This is a genomic window from Gottfriedia sp. NPDC058432, from assembly GCF_042721555.1.
In the GTDB taxonomy this organism is placed as follows: Bacteria; Bacillota; Bacilli; order Bacillales; family Bacillaceae_G; genus Gottfriedia.
In genome coordinates this window covers 70650-87914 of the sequence record NZ_JBHXLC010000013.1, presented here as the reverse complement: position 1 = coordinate 87914, position 17265 = coordinate 70650, and the positions used below count along the sequence as shown (strand labels likewise).

Below are 17265 nucleotides of genomic sequence, written 5' to 3'. Positions count from 1 at the left end.
AGTTTACCATCTTCGAAAAGATTGAACTGAACTTTTTTTTATTTATCTGCTATTGATCAAACTAACTAATTCATTAAAATATTTTTCAGCTTCCTTAGTACTTCTTGCACATTTTAACCTTTTCATTAAAATATTGTAATGAAAATCAACTTCTTCATTCGTTGCATCATTCGTGCTGTCATTTTCATTATTTAGTTCTATTCCATCGACAACTCCAGTATCAGTTTGATGCATATTTCCCATGGTAGTCGAAGGGGCACTTGTCTTTTTGTTCTTATTTTTCTCTTTTTCCATTTCTTCAAGCGTTGAACTAAAATCAATGATTTTGTTATTAACGTTTTTATCAACCAATTTTTCTAAATATGCACCGCCGCTAACTCCACAAATAAAAGCATAAATGATAATAGATACAGGAGTTTGATCATCTGTCGTTAGAACAGCAATAAGGTACGATATACAACCTGCCATAGCTCCAAGAATTATTTCTCGCTTAGAACCTAGTGAATATCTTTCTCTACCATCAGAATCTTTAAAACGATAACTTCTAATGTAGCCTTCATTTGCTAATAATATATTGGCATAACCACCTATTGCACCAATTAAGATTGATAGAAAGGTCAGAAATAAATCATTAGATGATAATGTATCCAGCCAATTTTCGTACATATTGGTAGCCTCCCGTTTTTGTTAAACTATATGGAGGCTTTTTTTAGAATAGTACTATTAGATGCAATACCTTTATAAAGGTCATTTTTTACGTATTTATAAAAAACTTTATTAGGTAAAAGAAAGCTGAAATAGGTGATCTAATTTGTTCGAAATTAATCTTATATCTTAACAGCTACTTGTTTATTTAAAAAAGAGCGAATCGTTTGATTAAATTTTTCTGCAGCTTCCATTTTGGATACATGGCCAGTATTTTTGAAAATAACTAATTTTGAATTTGGAATACTATTATGCATTATTAATTGAAGCCATACTGGAGTAATCGGATCATACTGACCACCAATAATAAGCGTTGGCACTTTTATATTTGGTAACAATTCTCTGTTATCGACCTTAAAACAGGCTTTCATTGACTTGTCATAACCTTCTGGATTTGGGCGATAATATTGTTTGAATTGTTGTAATGACTCTTTTTCCCATGAAAAAAGGCATGTTCTTGCTGTCATCTCTTTTAACTGTTGTGGAGTGAAAATTTTTGAACGAAGCTCTTTATATTGAATAAACCATAATCCTAGTAATCTTGGAGCAAAATGAAATGTACTAACTAGAATTAAAGAGCGACATCTAGTAGGTGCTTGGCGGTACATCTCTTGGGCAACAATCCCACCCATAGATAAGCCTAATATATGCGCACTTTCAATTCCTAACTCATCCATTAAATCAAGTACATCTTTTGCAAAATTCTTAATTGAGATCCCTTCAGTTAAATCATTTTCTCCATGACCTCTCAAATCAGGAATAATTAAATCGAATTCATTCGCTAGTTCATATTGCTTAAACCAGCTTTCTTTAACTTCTCCAAGACCATGAATTAATACGAGAGGTTCTCCAGTACCTAACCGGTCATAATACAGTTTGATACTTTCCGTTTTTATAACGTACAATTTTATCACTCCTTTGTAACTTTTTTACTAAAATATTTAACGAATAAACGCTATGTTTGAAGTTTTTTGAAAATTTATAATAAATTATATTGACTGTATTGACGCTATATTCATATATGTGTAAAATACACCTATAGATTTTTTATAGAGGTGTTACCAATGAACAATGATAAAGATAAAAATATTACTCCATCAAAGAATTTTATAATGCCTTTTATTCTTCTACTCCTAAGTCGGATGACACTTCATGGATATGATCTAATTCAAAAGCTCCACGCATTCGGGTTTCAAACACTTGACCAAGGAAATTTATATCGATTACTAAGACAACTAGAGAAAGAAAATCTTGTACAATCGGAATGGGATACGAAAGGAAGCGGACCTGCAAAGCGCTGCTATTCAATTACTGAGGCTGGGAAGGCATACTTAACAGGTAACGCAAGACAACTCGAACTTTATCAATCAATGCTAGATCAATTTTTCAAAATGTACACTAGTTTTCTAGAACTCTACATTCCTCCATTACAAAGAGAGGATAAAATAGAGAAAAAATCGATACCAAAAGAGGAGGAAGAAGTTTGACGATACAGAAAGCTTCAAAATCAAAGGTGGAAGTTCAAAAAATTGAAGATGAGAAAGTAGAAAAATATTTTATGGATCCTTTTTTTAATACACTTTGGGATCAATATGAAAGTAGTTTGATTCATCTAAGAGACAGTAGAGAACAAAAGTTAAATTCGTTTGTTAAAGTGTTAAAAGAAACAAGGAAATTTAATGAGGAATATCGTAATGCAGTAAATGGTTTATTTGGAGAAGTAAAGTCCTTTAATAATCATTTAAGAGTAAATTCATCAAATATTAAAATTGCAAATTCAAATGCAGCCCAAGAAATTCAATCAAGTGTGAATCTATTTGAAGAAACGGTAAATAAATTTGGTGAGTTCCTATTTACACCGTACAAAGCCTCAGTTGAGTTAATGGAAAAGCTAGAAGAACAATATGAACAAACTGGAAAATACTACATAGAGAGTTTAAAGGAAAGAGATCGAGTATGGTCATCATTAAATGAACATTACTTGGAATATTTAAGAACAGCACATACAAGCTTTAACCATCGTATTGAGGATAGCTTTAAAATGTTTACATCTGTTAATAAATAAGGAAAAATGCAATTAGCTAATGATAAACAGTCTTTGTCTTCACACTCAAAACAACTCATTTAAATCAGAAGAGTTGTTTTTTTTATGTCTTATCTGATTTTCTTATAGATTACAATTCCTACTTAAGAGAACTATAGACTAGACCTTTGAATAGTCTATAGAGGGGTGTTTCTTCATGGATCAGTTTAAATATGAAGAAATTGGAACATTAAATGCAAAGCTAGCTGCAGAAGCATTACTAAAATTAACTTTAAAAATAAAAAATGACGAGATAAAAATAAAGACATCTGATAAGCCACTCACTTAAACTTGAGTGGTATTTTTGTCTTAATAGCCAATAAAAATAGAAAGTTAATAAATATTAAACTGATGGATGGCGTTTTTGTTTATGAAGTCAATAATCATGACGGACTTTATGTTGAGAATACTCTTCAGCTTCTCAACGAATATGATGGGAAAAAACTTGAAAAAGAATGGATAGAAGTAAATTATTCATTTTCTTTCGGGGATCTTGTTCAAGTAAATGGTTATGAAAAAGAAATTTTTAGAATTGTTGGGTACCGAACTGAGGTTTGGCGATATAAAAATGACGCGTGGGAAGATACAATTTACGAACTAGCGCGTATTACTGATGGAGAATGGTTAGAAGCCGATGAAACAGATTTAACTCTTATTGCATCAGCGCAAACTGCAAATGCAATTCTAAAAAAACTAAGAAATGATAAAAATGGCATTACAAAATTAGATTTAGAAAAACTTCGCTCAATGAATGATTTTAATAAAAACAGAAATAAAACAACAAAACAAGAAATAATTGACGGTTTATTAGATATATATAATGATTACGCTGTTTTATATTCAATCTTCCAAGACGAAGAATATAAAATTGTGATGGATCTAGTGCTTAAAAATTTAAATAAATTCTCAGAGAAGAAAACAAATTGAGAGAGAGGATATTCTACAATAATTGTAGAATTATATGAATCATAAAAGGTATGCCTATCCCTATTAAAATAAAAAATGCAATTGTCGTCAGTTTTTCAACGGCTTCTTCAAACTTTTCATCATTAACCATAATTTCTTTTAAATTAGCTAGCTTGTCCATTTTTATCATTGGAATCTCGCTCCTTTAACATGTTTTAATTGAATATATGCTTGTCAATGTTGTATTATGCTAAAGGTTACATATTAATATTTTTTTGTGCTTAGTAAGGTTTTTTTCATATTTTCTCATTTTTCACATATTAACTAGTAAGGGGTGATGCTAGTGAAAGAAATTGAGGTAGTTATTGATACGGAAGAAATAGCAGAATTTTTCTATCAACAGCTCATTCAGCGAGGATATGTTCCTGAGGAAGAGGAAATTGAAGAACTAGCGGATATTACTTTTGAGTACTTACTGGAAAAATGTATGATTGATGAAATTGATGAGGAAGAAGAATAGTCATGAAAGTGGCGACGGGAGCTCTCGTCGTTTTTCTTTTGTGTATCGAAAGTACAAGCATTTAACTGCATGATCTGGAATTTATATTGGAGGATTATATGAAAAAAAATAATTGGATACTAATTTTTACTTCTATTTTTCTATTTGTTATTTTAGGACTTATTTATGATTCGAACATAATTCGGAGTTTGGACAATTCAGCGTTTAAATTCTTTGAATTCATTCGAACAGATGCACTAGATTCATTTTGTTATTTTTTAAGAGATTTTGGATCTTCAAAAATGTATTTAACATTTGCAGTCATTGTTTTAGTTTATGCAATTATACGTAAGCGTATTTGGACTGGTATATCATTAATTATTACTTTATTGACAGCTAGAGTGGTTGTTTCATTTTTAAAAGATCTATATGAAAGACCACGACCAAGTTCAATGTACTATGTGGAAAGTGGATTTAGTTTCCCAAGTGGACATGCAGTTATGGCAACATCCTTCTTTCTAACATTAGGCTTTATTTTAATAGTCATTCAACCTGCAATGATGAAACACAAAAAATTGATTCAATTTATCGTTCTTTTCATGATATTTTTAATATCAATGAGCAGAATTTACCTGCATGTACATCATTTCTCAGATATTATTGCAGGATGGTTAGTAGGATATGCATGGTACAGTATTTGTAAAAATGTATTTATTAATTTACATGAAAGACAACAGCTTTAATTTAATAGGAAAAATTACACCTATAATCGAGATGATATAGGTGTTCTTTTTGAGTACTATTTGTTACGAGAGAAATTAAGGCCAATACACTTGATATAAAAATAATGTATATTTTATTGTAGCATCAGTACGTTTATCGAATTCTCTAGAGCGAAAGCCATATGTTATATTGACAACTACTTCATAAGGGGAAATGATTGATTTTAGTATTCGTATCAATCGTTGTTCTAAAAAACATACCTTCTTGATCAGAAAAACCATAATCGATTCCATTTAAAACACTACTTGCATGTAACACTTTAAAAGGATATGTTCTAAATAATCGTGAAACCGTTCTTCCACCTGTTAGTGCTTTAAGGAAAGCGAACAACATCTTCAATTAAATTAAGCACAATAAATTACCTCATGAGATATATATGATTTAAATCAAGTCCAAATTGCCTATAATTGTTAAAGTCATGTAGGCCAGGAAAAAAGGTATGTACAAAAAAGTTAAACCATACGAAAAACCACAAGGATTACCTTGTGGTTTAATTTATTTTATTTAGAGTTTAGGGATATTCCCATTCACATCATGATTTAACTAAGTTTATATTATTCAAAAGTTGATAAAAATTCTTCAACTGATTCTGGCGTTTTTGCATTTGCGCTATGTAAGTGGCCAATTTTTTCGCCATCTTTAAATACAAGTAAACTCGGAATTCCCATTACTTGTTGTTCACTAGCGATTTCTGGGAATTCATCGCGATCCATTGTGTACCAAGTAAATGATGGGTGCTCTTCAATAACGTCTCCGATAAAAGCATCTAAACGTGTACAATCAGGACACCAAGTTGCATAAAATTTCACCACGATTGGCTTTTCACTTTTAATTATTTCCTCATATTTTTTTACTTCTTCTATTCTTTCCATAATTGCCTCCTAAAGCTTTGATAAGTTTATTTTGAATCATATTTATTAGTATTTCAATTATTTTAACTTAATAATGCATTTTTAGAATTAATGTGATTAAAAAGGATACAAATGTTCGTATGTTGATGTAAAATATAAGATAGAAAAGTTGTACTAAAAATTAGTAACAATGATAGTAAATAAAATGATGAGGTGTATTTAATGAAGTTTATTCATACAGCAGATTGGCACCTTGGTAAAATTGTACATGGTGTACATATGACAGAAGACCAACGATATTTATTATTAGATGAATTCATTTCAATAATTAAACAAGAAAAGCCAGATGCAGTTGTTATAGCAGGCGATTTATATGATAAAAGTATCTCTCCAACTGAGGCGATTGAACTATTAAATGAAGTATTCCATAAAATTGTAATTGAATGCAATACGCCTATTCTTGCGATTGCTGGAAATCATGATAGCGCTGAACGCATTGAATTTGGTAGCCGTTTTATGGAAAAAGAAGGCTTATATTTAGTAGGGAAATTTCAAACTCCATTTAAGAAAGTAATTTTAAATGATGAAGAGGGTGAAGTTCATTTTTATTTAATTCCGTATGCCGAACCAAGTATTGTACGTTATATCTTACAAAACGATGATATTCATTCACATGATGACGCTATGAAAGCAATCATCAATAAAATAAGAGATGAAGAATTAGACCCAACAGTCCGAAATGTATTTGTTGGACATGCATTCGTTACAAATAATGGTGAGCCTTCAGATGAAGAGACAGAGGGAGAACGAACCCTCTCTATTGGTGGAGCTGAATACGTATCACATCATAATTTTAAACATTTTAACTATACAGCTCTAGGACATTTACATCGGGCACATTTTGTAGGAAATCAATCAATTCGATATTCTGGATCACCATTAAAATACTCACTTTCTGAAGAAAACCATAAAAAAGGTTGCTTAATTGTTGAATTAAAAGCTGACGGTGAGCTATCAATAGTTAAAAAAGATTTTCATCCAAATCGAGATTTAAGATCGATCGAAGGAACGATTGAGGAAATCAGACAGCATTCTGTGAATGATGATTATGTATTTGTTAAATTAACTGATGAGCATATGGTAGTACATCCGATGGAGCAAATCAGAACAGTTTATCCAAATGCAATGCATGTTAGTCGAAAGCGAACGACATTACAAACAGAACAAACAAATCAACTGAGTTTAGTGGAAAAACAATCAAAAAATCAACTTGAGTTGTTCCAATCTTTTTATAAAGAAATGAAAAATGAAGATTTGAAAATTGAAGATGAACAATATATGAAAGAGATTATTCACGAAATCTTTGTAAGGGAGGAATAGATTTGAAGCCGTTAAAAGTAGTACTTCATGCATTTGGACCTTATAAGGATAAGGTATATGTTGACTTTAGTCGACTAAATGAAAAAGGATTATTTGCAATAACTGGTCCAACTGGTGCAGGTAAAACAACAATATTTGATGGGATTTGTTTTGCTCTTTTTGGAGAAGCGAGCGGTGAAAATAGGAATGACCAAACATTACTTCGAAGTCATTTTGCAGATGATGATCTATATACCAGTGTTGAATTGACATTTGAATTAAAAGGAAACCATTATAATATTTTTAGACAAAAAGGACATCAAAAGAAACAAAATAAAAGTATTACAGGCGATAAAATAGAGTTTTATAAAATTGAGAATGAGGAAAAAGTACCTTATTGTCAGGAATTTAATAAAACTTCAATCGTCAATAAAAAAGTAGAAGAATTATTAGGGATCAATGCAGATCAATTTAAACAAATCGTATTACTACCTCAAGGTGAATTTAGAAAATTATTAGTTTCGGATACAAAGGAAAAGGAAGAAATTTTGCGAAAAATTTTCAGAACTGAACTATTTGAAAAAGTAACTGAAACTCTGAATTTAGCTAGAAGAACCATGGAAAGTAAATTTACTAATTTAAAGCAGAAAATCGTTATTAAATTAGAAGTAATTGAAAAATTGTTAAGCGAAAAAGGAATTCAAATTTCCGACGATTCTCAAATTAATCTTCATCTTGTTAATGAGATATTGACTGAACATATATCAAGTATAATAGAAGATTTAAAAAGACTTGAAGAAAATGAGAAAATACAAAAATCACAATTAGAAACTAGCCAGCAAAAGTTATTTTCAGCAGAAGCTCATAATAAAAATATTGATCGATTAAATGAAGTAATTGAATTATTAACGATGTTAAAAGGTCAAGAGTTAGAAATAGAAGATAAAAAAATAAAAATAAAATTAGCCACAAATGCTGAAAAAGTATTGCCTATAAAAACTGAACTTGAGAAACTAAAAAATTCACTACAAGTTACAAACGATAAATTATTATTCGAAATAGAGAGTTTAAAAGAAACACTTATTAAAATTGAAAAAATTTCTGCGGAAGTTGCTACTTTACCTGAAGAGCAAAAAAAATTAGGTAGCCTAGAAAGCCAATTGAGTAATTTATTAGCTTTAAAAGAAGATGTAGAACATTTTCAAAATCATAAGGTAGCGTTTCATAATAAATCGAAACAGATTCTATTATACGAAAATGAAGAAAAGACATTACAAGATGGTTTAAAGAAAGAGAACGAAGAATTAATTCAATTAAAGCAGCAACTACATGACTTAGAAGGTATTCATGATCAATGGGCGAAATTGTCCTTATTAAACAAGGAAATCTCATTAAAAGGTGGGTTTGCTAAACGAATCTTTTTTGCAAAAAAAGAATTAGAGCAAAAACTAAATGAATATCAACTAAAAAATTTAGATCATCTAAAATTAAAAAATGAATTGGATAGAATTGAAATTGAAATGCATCAGCAAAAAGCTGCTTTTTTAGCGAAAGATTTAAAAGATCAAGAGCAATGTCCAGTTTGTGGAAGTACCCATCACCCATCGCTTGCTAAATTTAATGGGACTGTCAATGAAGAAGTAGCCGAAAAATTAAAAATGCAAGTAAATCAATTTCAGACTGAACTAGCAACAATTCAAGGTGAAATTAAAAGTAAAGAAAACTCATTAAAAATTGATGAAGAATCATTTTTTGATGAGCATGGACAATTTGATTTTACAAATGAAGGGCTTAAAGCTCTAGCTGATGAGTTTAATGAGAATAAATCAAACTTAACTAATCTGACTGAGAAGAAAGCTGCTTTCGAAAAAATTAATCATTTAATAAAAACAAAAGAAGAATTAATTAGGGACATAAGTTTAAAAGTTACTGAGAAGACTGAGGCAATGAATAAGTTTACGAATGAACTAAATGAATTGAAAATTCAGATCGTACAAATTGAATCAAAATTACCAGAACCTTTAAGAACTCTTGAAAAATGGCAAATGGAAAAAAATGAAATTGAAAAAAGTATTTCAATATTAAAAGCTAAAATTTCAAAAATTGAAGAAGAATTTAGAAGCCTAACTGAACAGAAGACGATTAAAGAAACTACTCGCACTCATCTTGAGAATGAAGTTATAAAATTAAATGAAGAGATTCGAAAAACAACGATTCTTTATCATGATAAATTATCCGAGTACGAGTTTAATGGAGAATCTGAGTTTATTAGTGCAATTGATCATATACGAATGGTTGATCAATATCGAAATGATTTATCATTGTTCGAAGAGAATCTTCAAAGATTAAGTACTGAAAAAGAGTTGCTTGAAAAACAAGTTCAATCGATGAAAAAAATTGATGTAAGTGAACTTAAAATGAAGGTACAAGAAATTACTCAGCAGTTAGACGCTATTGTTAACGAGATGATTCGGATCCAAGAATTAAATAAACGATTAAGTCAATTGAAAATTGACCTGCAAAATTATCAAGAGGAATTTGTAAAAGCTGAACAAAAGTTAGCAGGATTAACGGATTTATATAAAGTTACAAAAGGCGATAATGATAAAATGATTTCGTTTGAGCGATATGTCTTATTGGATTATTTTGAACAAATTATTGAATCGGCAAATATTCGACTTGATCATTTATCAAATGGTCAATTTCAATTGCAACGGAAAGATGCAGTTGAAAAAGGAAGGAAACAAAGTGGTTTAGGATTGGAAGTTTATGACTCCTATACAGGTCTTGCTAGGGATGTAAAAACATTATCTGGTGGAGAGCAGTTTAATGCATCACTTTGCTTAGCGCTAGGTATGGCAGATATTATTCAAGCACATAAAGGTGGTGTATCAATTGATACGTTGTTTATAGATGAGGGATTTGGATCGTTAGATGATGAGTTGTTATCAAAAGCAATTGATACCCTTATTCAGCTTCAAAAATCTGGCCGTTTAATTGGCGTTATTTCACATGTGCAAGATGTAAAGGATGCAATGCCTGCAGTAATTGAAGTTCATAAAACAAACAAGGGATATTCTGAGTTATCAATTTTAATTAAATAAAGATGAAAGTGTGCCGGAAACTAAGCGAAAGTTTCCGGTTTTTTATTTTTACTAAAAAGATTTTGACTAGAATTTTTTGAATGAAATATATTTATCTATAGATACATTAGTAATATAAAAATTTACTTTTATAAATCCTTTCAATCAACCTGCTTAATGGAGGGATTTGGCAATAATTGACATAGTATTGCATATTTAAACAAGAATAGATATAATAATTAAAAATCTAAATATACCAAATTTTCAATAAATTTATTCTAATCAGAAATTTACTTACATAAATCAAAAATAATTGGGGGTATTGAAATGAAAAAGGTTAAAAAACTATCGTTTGCATTTGCTGTAACGACAGCTCTAATTTTATCGGGGTGTGGTAAGGATGCGAAAACAAGCGGATCAGCAGATAAACCGTTAAGAGTTGTTACTGATGCTGCCTATGCACCATTTGAATATCTTGATAACGGTAAAATAGTAGGATTCGATGTTGATTTTACTAATGCAGTTGCGAAAGAAGCTGGGGTAAAAATCAAAATTGTGAATACTGGATGGGACCCATTATTTGCTGAAATTGGTGGTAAAACTGCTGATATTGGTATGTCTTCAATTTCAATCAATGCAGATCGTGAGAAAACATATGATTTTACCACACCTTATTTTCTATCGATTAATAAAATTCTAGTTCCAGAAGGTAGTAGTATTAAATCGGCCGCAGATTTGAAGGGTAAAGTTGTAGCCGTGCAAAATGGTACAACAGGTCAAGAAGCTGTTGAAAAAATGTTTGGTAAAAACAATAAAAATCTTAAAAAATTCGAAAATAACAATTTAGCAATTTTAGAGCTTCTTAGTGGAGGAGCGGATGCAGTAGTTGCGGACAATGGTGTTCTTGAAGCGTATGCAAAAAATAATCCAGATAAAAAGCTAGTTGTTATTGATGATAAAGATAGCTTTGAACCTGAATATTACGGTCTATTACTTCAAGATGGAAGTAAATTAAAAGGTAAACTTGATAAAGCAATTAAAGAAGTAGTAAACAATGGTACTTATGAAAAAATTTATAAAGAGCATTTTGGATCAGAGCCAGATCTTGAAACATTAAAAGCAGAAGAAAATAAATAGGAAATTAAAAATTGCGTAACAGGGCACTTGTGTTACGCAATTTTATCTAAATGGGGGAAAAGAAATGGGATTTGATTTTGGAATTATAAAAGAATACATACCGTTTTTCCTTAAAGGAACTGGATTAACAATTGGCTTATCTTTAGCAGGAATTTTCTTAGGGACAATAATCGGATTATTTATTGGATTAGGTAAAATGCAATCAAATAAATGGTTAGCTCTACCTTTTGTTTGGTACATCAATTTCTTTAGAGGAACACCGTTATTTGTACAAATTTTATTAATTCACTTTGGGGTAGTTCCGTATTTTATAGGAGAAACAAATGCGATCGCAGCAGCAATCATTGCACTATCATTAAATGCAGCAGCATATATTGCTGAAATCTTTCGTGCTGGAATTCAATCAATTGATAAGGGGCAAATGGAGGCTTCTCGCTCCTTAGGAATGACGCATGTACAAGCTATGAAACATGTTATTTTACCTCAAGCTATTAAACGTATGATCCCTCCACTTGGAAATGAATTTATTGTCTTAATAAAGGAATCTTCAATTGCAGCTATTATTGCTGCACCTGAACTTATGTATTGGAGTAGAGCAATGCAAGGGCAATATTATAAAGTGTGGGAGCCGTATATTTCTGCAGCGGTAATCTATCTAGTCCTAACTTTAACATTAAGCTTTGTTTTAAATCGCATTGAAAGAAGGTTGACTACGGGATGATTAAAGTAGAAAAACTAAAAAAATCATTTGGTTCACTAGAAGTATTAAAAGATATCAACATTACAATTCAACCACGTGAAGTATGCGTTGTGATCGGTCCTTCTGGTTCAGGTAAATCAACCTTACTTCGATGTTTAAATATGTTAGAAACAATTACAGCTGGAAAAGTTTATATCGAAAACGTCGATCTTACAGATAAAAAAACAAATATAAATAAAATTCGTACTGAAGTAGGTATGGTATTCCAACATTTTAATCTATTTCCACATTTAACAGTTTTAGAAAATATTACTCTAGCACCTAAAAAAGTAAGAAATCGACCGAATGACTTTGCTAAAACGAAAGCACTTGAACTATTAAAAAAAGTCGGGCTTTCAGATAAAGCTAATGTATATCCTGACTCGCTATCTGGTGGACAAAAACAACGTGTTGCGATCGCAAGAGCACTTGCAATGGAACCAAAAATTATGTTATTCGACGAACCTACTTCCGCTCTAGATCCTGAAATGGTCGGAGAAGTTTTAGAAGTTATGAAGCAACTAGCTAAAGAAGGAATGACAATGGTCATTGTAACACATGAAATGGGCTTTGCTCGTGAAGTTGGTGATCGCGTAATTTTTATGGATCAAGGCTTCATAGTAGAAGAAAACAGTCCAGTGCAAATATTTGATTTCCCAAAACACGAGCGCACGAAAAGCTTCTTAAGTAAAGTATTATAAGGAAGATATTAAACAGATGAGGGTGCCCAAATTTTTTTAGGGAACCTCTTTTTTTTGTGACAAATAAGATTTGAAAATTAAACAAAAATGAATCTAGTGAAATTAAGACTGAACTGCAAATAATTCTATGTGAATCGCAAATAAGGAGTACATCAGTGCAAATAAAAGATAAAAAGTTGCAAAATAAGGACTAACTGCAAATAAATTTTGAGAATCGTAAATAAAAATGACAAAACAGCAATTAAAATCAGCAAAACGGCAATTAAATCCTTAAGGATTGCAAATAAGATTAAAAATTACCCTTACCAGTTAGGGTATTATGACATAAAAAACTATACAATAGTAGACATTTTAAATGGAAAACTAGCAAATATGCTCTTATTCTTTCAATATCCCTTAAAAAGTTGATTTAAATCAGCTAATGACCAATTGAAAAGATTCAATAGGTCATCTAAAAAAGCTATGCACTGTAGAGATACCCCCGATCGAATGGAACGAAAGGGTCGTGACTCCTATTTTATAAGCGAAGTGTTTTCTTTTTATTCTTTTCGAAATATTATGCTAAAATTTATTTAAGACAAAAAAAGGAGTGTAGGACATGGAAATTCAAAGAGTATTAGTAACTAGCCGAATTCAACATAAGCTTAAGGATATTATTGAATCATATAATCTATCAAAAGAGTTTCGTTTTTTACCTGAAGATGAAGTAACAAAAGAGGATTATGAGTGGGCTGATACATATGTTGGTTTTCGTCCAACACCAAATTTTGAATTTGGAAACATAAAGTGGGTTCATTCATTAGCAGCGGGCGTAGATAGTTTTATGAAAATTAAATGGAAGAATGACGTACTTTTAACGCGAACAATCGATGTTTTTGGTTCGAAAATGAGTCAATATTGTTTAAGTTACATTCTCCAGGATTCACAATTACATGAACAATTTTCAAATTTACAGAATGAAAATAAGTGGGAGTTTCATATCCCAAAATCTTTAGAAGACCAAAAAGTAGTCATTTATGGTACAGGTGAAATTGGAGGCTATATCGGAAAGGTTTTATCAAGCTTAGGAATGAAAGTATATGGAGTTTCTATGAGTGGTAGTCAAAAACCAAATTTTGAAAAAGTAGTTCCGTTCGAAGAAGCATCTACAATTTTAGATCATGCAGATTGGATTATTAGTGTTCTTCCATCTACGAATGAAACGATAAATATAATAGATATGAATACATTTAAACATTTAAATAATGTAGGTTTTATAAATGTTGGGAGAGGAGCAACTGTATGTGAGGACTCTTTAAAAGAAGCTTTGAAAAATGGGTATATTAGAAAAGCTATTTTAGATGTTTTTGCTGTTGAACCACTTCCAGCCGATTCTGAATTATGGCAAATGCCTAATGTAAAAATAACACCACATATTTCGGCAGTTACTTTACCAAATGATGGTGTTAAGTGTTTTGTCAATACACTTTCAACAATAGAAAATAACGAAAAACTAAGAAATATAGTGAAGATTGAAAAGGGATATTAATTTTTTGATGTATAAAGCTATTTTTTGTTTAATGTTTGCCAGCAGATAAATGATCGTTAAATTTTTCATTTCACATTAAGAAATTATCAATTTGCAGCTATGAAGGGGACTCGACGTTGCCTGCAAATTTTAGGAATTAAGTATAAGTGCAACTACGCCTCTGTCTTCGCCTTAAAGCTCGCCAATCGTCGAGTTTTCTTTATTATCATAAACATGTTAGGATATACATGTAACAAATTGATATAAAAGGAGAATACAAAAATGGCAATTATTGACGTTTCAATCGTACCAATTGGCACAGATACACCTAGTGTGAGTGCGTATGTAGCAAATATACATAAAGTTTTAGAAAAGTATAATGGCGAAGTAAAATTCCAGCTTACACCTATGAATACAATTATTGAAGGCGAATTACCGTTATTATTAAAAGTTGTACAAGAAATGCATGAGGTACCATTTGAAAATGGCATTTCAAGAGTTGCAACGACTATTCGAATTGATGATCGTCGAGACAAGAAAAGCACAATGGAAGGTAAGTTAGCTTCTGTTCAAGCAAAACTTGAACAAAACTAATTATCCTTTATAAAGTGACTAGAGTTTAACGACTTTTTAGTCACTTTTTTTATGAATAGGCTGTCTGTTTAGGCAGCCTTTAGAGTTTCTTATTGAACTAACGCTGCGTTAGTTCAATAAAGAATAAATGGTTAATAATTACCTGTTAATCTTATCAAAAGGTATATAAAGAATAGAATAACCACTAATATAATCATAGGAAAGCATCCTATTTTTGATATTCCATTTAAGTCACCAGACATTGAATTGTTAACTGCATCATTGAGGTTTTCAACTGGATTCTTTTTAATTTTCATAGCAACCTCCAAAAATCCAACTTGTAAATACTCTAATTACTCTTTATTCTTCTAATTCTGTTATAGAACTAACGCTAGCGTTTAGTTACATAAGGAAGTTCAAAATTCTATTTGCATAAAGTTTTTACTTGTTCATTAAATTGAGTATTACTCTTGTAGTATTCGCCCTTTAACTTTAGTAGTTTAAAGTCTCCAATTTCTTTATCTTTATGATAAGCCTTTACTGAGTATCCGTCGTCAAATAGTAAAAGGACAGCGCGGTCTTCTTGATTTTCGTCACGAATAAACTTAATCTTCCTGACATTATTCACCCACATATTAATATTCACAAGGTCAGTTAATTCTTTAAAGTTCCCATTTTTTCCGTATACGATTTTAGTTATTTCTTTATCTGTATATATAGACTCAAAAGTCATTCCGTCTTCTTTTTTTTGACAGGATGTTAAAACTACTACAATAACTAATAAACAAATGGACAAGAATAATCTTCTCACAAAATGTTCCTCCTAATTTACCTCTCAAACACTACTATATTAATTCAATTTTCCACTCATATATTCCTTTTCTTATTGAACTATACTTCCATTTTGTTGAATAAAAAAAACGACCGCCGAAGCAGCCGATCGTTATTGAACTAACGCATGCAATAGTTGAAGATTAAAAGCAGCCATTGGCTGCTTTTTTATTTATGTATTTGGAGGATAGTTGCATTAGTAAATCCTACTATTGTTGGTATTCGAGTTTTATAAATAATGATACAATCGTTGTTGTAATTAACAACAAAAAAAGGTTGAGGACCTTGGATAAGATAAATTTGAGACAGACATTTAAATACCTCTTTTATCCAAATTCGTTAAATCATCTTCTCCATTAAGATGTGATACTATTACTTTTGCAATAAACTTTCAAGGGGGCAACCAATGAACAAAACAGACCGTTTGTTAGCCATCGTGCTGGAGCTGGAACGTAAAGAAATAGTACGGGCCGAAGATTTGGCGACCCTATTTGAAACTAGCGTACGGACCATCTATCGCGACATACAGGCGCTGAGTGAAGCGGGCGTGCCGATCATAGGAGCCCCAGGGTCAGGATATTCCTTGATGGAAGGCTATTTCCTGCCGCCGATCAGTTTCAATGTACAAGAAGCCGTGAGCTTGTTGATTGGAACAGACTTTATCGAACAACAATTTGATGATGATTATCGTGTCAGGGCTCAAGCCGCTCGCGGTAAAATCGAGGCCATTCTATCGGAGAGCGTTCGCAACGAAGCATCTCGTACACGCAAGTCTATGCGTTTGCTCATTTCTGATAAACAGGTCAAGCCGTCAAAAGAAAAGAAATATCTAGAAAAGATCCGTCGAGCGATATTAAACGAGCGAAAAATCGGCTTTCATTATGCAAAAAGACTGGCAGATTTTGAGGGGAATCGCCATAGTGTTCGCACCGTTGCTCCCTATGGATTGGTGCTCATTCAAGGATCGTGGATGCTCGTGGCCCGCTGTGATCTGCGTCAAGACATTCGCCATTTTCGCTTGTCCCGAATGACGAAACTTATTGATCTGGAAGAACGATTTGAACTGCCGGCATATTTTAACTTAAGGGATTATACCCCTCCGGATGATCGACACTTACAAGTTCGCCTTCAATTTAACCCTGACATCTCAGATAGGGTGAAGGAATCGAACTATCATTACATAGAGGATATGGAAGAACATCAAGATGGATTGTACGTGGTCTTACGTGTTCGTCAACTGGAAGAATTGCTTCAATGGGTGCTTGGCTGGGGAGCGGGTGTGATTGTATTGGAGCCTGAATCATTCCGAAATCGGATTCGTGAGGAAGCCGAAAAAATGTTAAAACGCTACTGACATACTGTTGTCAGTAGCGTTTTCTTATAATCAGAGTAAGCAAACGTAAAGGAGTGAGAGATTAATGCGAAGGTTGTCTTGCATCGGTTGGAGGACACTATGGATCAATCGAGCAGCAATCAGGCGTGGAGGATGACCGTTGGACCAAATGGTT

At 31.8% G+C, this 17265-nt stretch carries 20 protein-coding genes; 14 read left to right on the top strand and 6 right to left on the bottom strand.

What is annotated here, in order from left to right; genetic code table 11:
* Positions 1 to 42 precede the first annotated feature (42 nt).
* Together ACFWM3_RS14890 and ACFWM3_RS14885 are read right to left on the bottom strand one after the other, a co-directional pair.
* Positions 43 to 666: a hypothetical protein gene (locus ACFWM3_RS14890; RefSeq protein ID WP_390311869.1), complete on the bottom strand. Its 624-nt coding sequence runs from the start codon at positions 664 to 666 to the stop codon at positions 43 to 45.
* A 161-nt stretch (positions 667 to 827) separates the two neighbouring features.
* Complete coding sequence (locus ACFWM3_RS14885) at positions 828 to 1610, bottom strand: alpha/beta fold hydrolase (RefSeq protein ID WP_390311868.1); 783 nt, start codon at positions 1608 to 1610, stop codon at positions 828 to 830.
* A gap of 159 nt (positions 1611 to 1769) precedes the next feature.
* Between ACFWM3_RS14885 and phaQ the strand changes: the two genes are divergently transcribed.
* The 4 genes from phaQ to ACFWM3_RS14865 all read left to right on the top strand — a co-directional run bounded on the left by phaQ (position 1770) and on the right by ACFWM3_RS14865 (position 3715).
* Positions 1770 to 2192 (top strand): poly-beta-hydroxybutyrate-responsive repressor, encoded by a 423-nt coding sequence (gene phaQ / locus ACFWM3_RS14880; RefSeq protein ID WP_390311867.1) that lies wholly within the window; start codon positions 1770 to 1772, stop codon positions 2190 to 2192.
* Positions 2189 to 2770, top strand: coding sequence for a hypothetical protein (locus tag ACFWM3_RS14875; protein WP_390311866.1), 582 nt, complete (start codon positions 2189 to 2191; stop codon positions 2768 to 2770). The genes phaQ and ACFWM3_RS14875 overlap by 4 nt, the downstream gene beginning before the upstream one ends.
* A gap of 175 nt (positions 2771 to 2945) precedes the next feature.
* On the top strand, positions 2946 to 3077 hold the full coding sequence (locus ACFWM3_RS14870) for a hypothetical protein (protein ID WP_390311865.1): 132 nt from the start codon (positions 2946 to 2948) through the stop codon (positions 3075 to 3077).
* A gap of 62 nt (positions 3078 to 3139) precedes the next feature.
* Positions 3140 to 3715: a hypothetical protein gene (locus ACFWM3_RS14865; RefSeq protein ID WP_069032034.1), complete on the top strand. Its 576-nt coding sequence runs from the start codon at positions 3140 to 3142 to the stop codon at positions 3713 to 3715.
* Positions 3716 to 3728: 13 nt separating this feature from the next.
* On the opposite strand, the gene ACFWM3_RS14860 is transcribed toward ACFWM3_RS14865, so the two are convergent.
* Complete coding sequence (locus ACFWM3_RS14860; protein ID WP_156339597.1) at positions 3729 to 3884, bottom strand: hypothetical protein; 156 nt, start codon at positions 3882 to 3884, stop codon at positions 3729 to 3731.
* Positions 3885 to 4037: 153 nt separating this feature from the next.
* Here ACFWM3_RS14860 and ACFWM3_RS14855 point away from each other — a divergent pair, with 153 nt between their 5' ends.
* Both ACFWM3_RS14855 and ACFWM3_RS14850 read left to right on the top strand, forming a co-directional pair.
* Positions 4038 to 4214, top strand: a complete 177-nt coding sequence (locus ACFWM3_RS14855; RefSeq protein WP_069032035.1) for a YozD family protein — start codon at positions 4038 to 4040, stop codon at positions 4212 to 4214.
* Between the two features lie 98 nt (positions 4215 to 4312).
* Complete coding sequence (locus ACFWM3_RS14850) at positions 4313 to 4936, top strand: phosphatase PAP2 family protein (protein WP_390311864.1); 624 nt, start codon at positions 4313 to 4315, stop codon at positions 4934 to 4936.
* Positions 4937 to 5117: 181 nt separating this feature from the next.
* Here ACFWM3_RS14850 and ACFWM3_RS14845 read toward each other — a convergent pair whose 3' ends face one another.
* The gene (locus tag ACFWM3_RS14845) at positions 5118 to 5315 is read right to left on the bottom strand and encodes a hypothetical protein (protein WP_390311863.1); all 198 of its coding nucleotides are present in this window, start codon (positions 5313 to 5315) and stop codon (positions 5118 to 5120) included.
* Between the two features lie 215 nt (positions 5316 to 5530).
* On the bottom strand, positions 5531 to 5848 hold the full coding sequence (locus tag ACFWM3_RS14840; RefSeq protein WP_390311862.1) for a thioredoxin family protein: 318 nt from the start codon (positions 5846 to 5848) through the stop codon (positions 5531 to 5533).
* Positions 5849 to 6049: 201 nt separating this feature from the next.
* Here ACFWM3_RS14840 and ACFWM3_RS14835 point away from each other — a divergent pair, with 201 nt between their 5' ends.
* From ACFWM3_RS14835 to ACFWM3_RS14805, 7 genes are all read left to right on the top strand, one after another.
* Positions 6050 to 7207 (top strand): exonuclease SbcCD subunit D, encoded by a 1158-nt coding sequence (locus ACFWM3_RS14835; RefSeq protein ID WP_390311861.1) that lies wholly within the window; start codon positions 6050 to 6052, stop codon positions 7205 to 7207.
* Positions 7208 to 7209: 2 nt separating this feature from the next.
* Positions 7210 to 10290, top strand: a complete 3081-nt coding sequence (locus ACFWM3_RS14830; protein WP_390311860.1) for an AAA family ATPase — start codon at positions 7210 to 7212, stop codon at positions 10288 to 10290.
* A 306-nt stretch (positions 10291 to 10596) separates the two neighbouring features.
* A complete protein-coding gene (locus ACFWM3_RS14825) occupies positions 10597 to 11406 on the top strand; it encodes a basic amino acid ABC transporter substrate-binding protein (protein WP_056466262.1) in 810 nt (269 codons plus the stop codon).
* A 64-nt stretch (positions 11407 to 11470) separates the two neighbouring features.
* A complete protein-coding gene (locus tag ACFWM3_RS14820; RefSeq protein WP_056466260.1) occupies positions 11471 to 12127 on the top strand; it encodes an amino acid ABC transporter permease in 657 nt (218 codons plus the stop codon).
* A complete protein-coding gene (locus tag ACFWM3_RS14815; protein ID WP_056466257.1) occupies positions 12124 to 12846 on the top strand; it encodes an amino acid ABC transporter ATP-binding protein in 723 nt (240 codons plus the stop codon). Before ACFWM3_RS14820 ends, ACFWM3_RS14815 begins: the two co-directional genes overlap by 4 nt.
* A 598-nt stretch (positions 12847 to 13444) precedes the next feature.
* Entirely contained in the window at positions 13445 to 14374 is a 930-nt protein-coding gene (locus ACFWM3_RS14810) for a D-2-hydroxyacid dehydrogenase (protein WP_390311858.1), read from the top strand.
* Positions 14375 to 14635: 261 nt separating this feature from the next.
* Positions 14636 to 14947, top strand: coding sequence for an MTH1187 family thiamine-binding protein (locus ACFWM3_RS14805; RefSeq protein WP_056466252.1), 312 nt, complete (start codon positions 14636 to 14638; stop codon positions 14945 to 14947).
* A gap of 403 nt (positions 14948 to 15350) precedes the next feature.
* Here the strand turns inward: ACFWM3_RS14805 and ACFWM3_RS14800 are convergent, their stop codons facing one another.
* Positions 15351 to 15737: a hypothetical protein gene (locus ACFWM3_RS14800; RefSeq protein WP_390311857.1), complete on the bottom strand. Its 387-nt coding sequence runs from the start codon at positions 15735 to 15737 to the stop codon at positions 15351 to 15353.
* Between the two features lie 426 nt (positions 15738 to 16163).
* Between ACFWM3_RS14800 and ACFWM3_RS14795 the strand changes: the two genes are divergently transcribed.
* Positions 16164 to 17111, top strand: coding sequence for a helix-turn-helix transcriptional regulator (locus tag ACFWM3_RS14795; protein ID WP_390311856.1), 948 nt, complete (start codon positions 16164 to 16166; stop codon positions 17109 to 17111).
* Positions 17112 to 17265 lie beyond the last annotated feature (154 nt).

Coding starts and splice junctions, on each gene's coding strand:
- ACFWM3_RS14890 (WP_390311869.1), bottom strand. CDS start 666: ATGTACGAAAATTGGCTGGATACATTATCATCTAATGATTTATTTCTG.
- phaQ (WP_390311867.1), top strand. CDS start 1,770: ATGAACAATGATAAAGATAAAAATATTACTCCATCAAAGAATTTTATA.
- ACFWM3_RS14870 (WP_390311865.1), top strand. CDS start 2,946: ATGGATCAGTTTAAATATGAAGAAATTGGAACATTAAATGCAAAGCTA.
- ACFWM3_RS14865 (WP_069032034.1), top strand. CDS start 3,140: ATGGATGGCGTTTTTGTTTATGAAGTCAATAATCATGACGGACTTTAT.
- ACFWM3_RS14860 (WP_156339597.1), bottom strand. CDS start 3,884: ATGATAAAAATGGACAAGCTAGCTAATTTAAAAGAAATTATGGTTAAT.
- ACFWM3_RS14850 (WP_390311864.1), top strand. CDS start 4,313: ATGAAAAAAAATAATTGGATACTAATTTTTACTTCTATTTTTCTATTT.
- ACFWM3_RS14840 (WP_390311862.1), bottom strand. CDS start 5,848: ATGGAAAGAATAGAAGAAGTAAAAAAATATGAGGAAATAATTAAAAGT.
- ACFWM3_RS14835 (WP_390311861.1), top strand. CDS start 6,050: ATGAAGTTTATTCATACAGCAGATTGGCACCTTGGTAAAATTGTACAT.
- ACFWM3_RS14825 (WP_056466262.1), top strand. CDS start 10,597: ATGAAAAAGGTTAAAAAACTATCGTTTGCATTTGCTGTAACGACAGCT.
- ACFWM3_RS14820 (WP_056466260.1), top strand. CDS start 11,471: ATGGGATTTGATTTTGGAATTATAAAAGAATACATACCGTTTTTCCTT.
- ACFWM3_RS14815 (WP_056466257.1), top strand. CDS start 12,124: ATGATTAAAGTAGAAAAACTAAAAAAATCATTTGGTTCACTAGAAGTA.
- ACFWM3_RS14810 (WP_390311858.1), top strand. CDS start 13,445: ATGGAAATTCAAAGAGTATTAGTAACTAGCCGAATTCAACATAAGCTT.
- ACFWM3_RS14805 (WP_056466252.1), top strand. CDS start 14,636: ATGGCAATTATTGACGTTTCAATCGTACCAATTGGCACAGATACACCT.
- ACFWM3_RS14795 (WP_390311856.1), top strand. CDS start 16,164: ATGAACAAAACAGACCGTTTGTTAGCCATCGTGCTGGAGCTGGAACGT.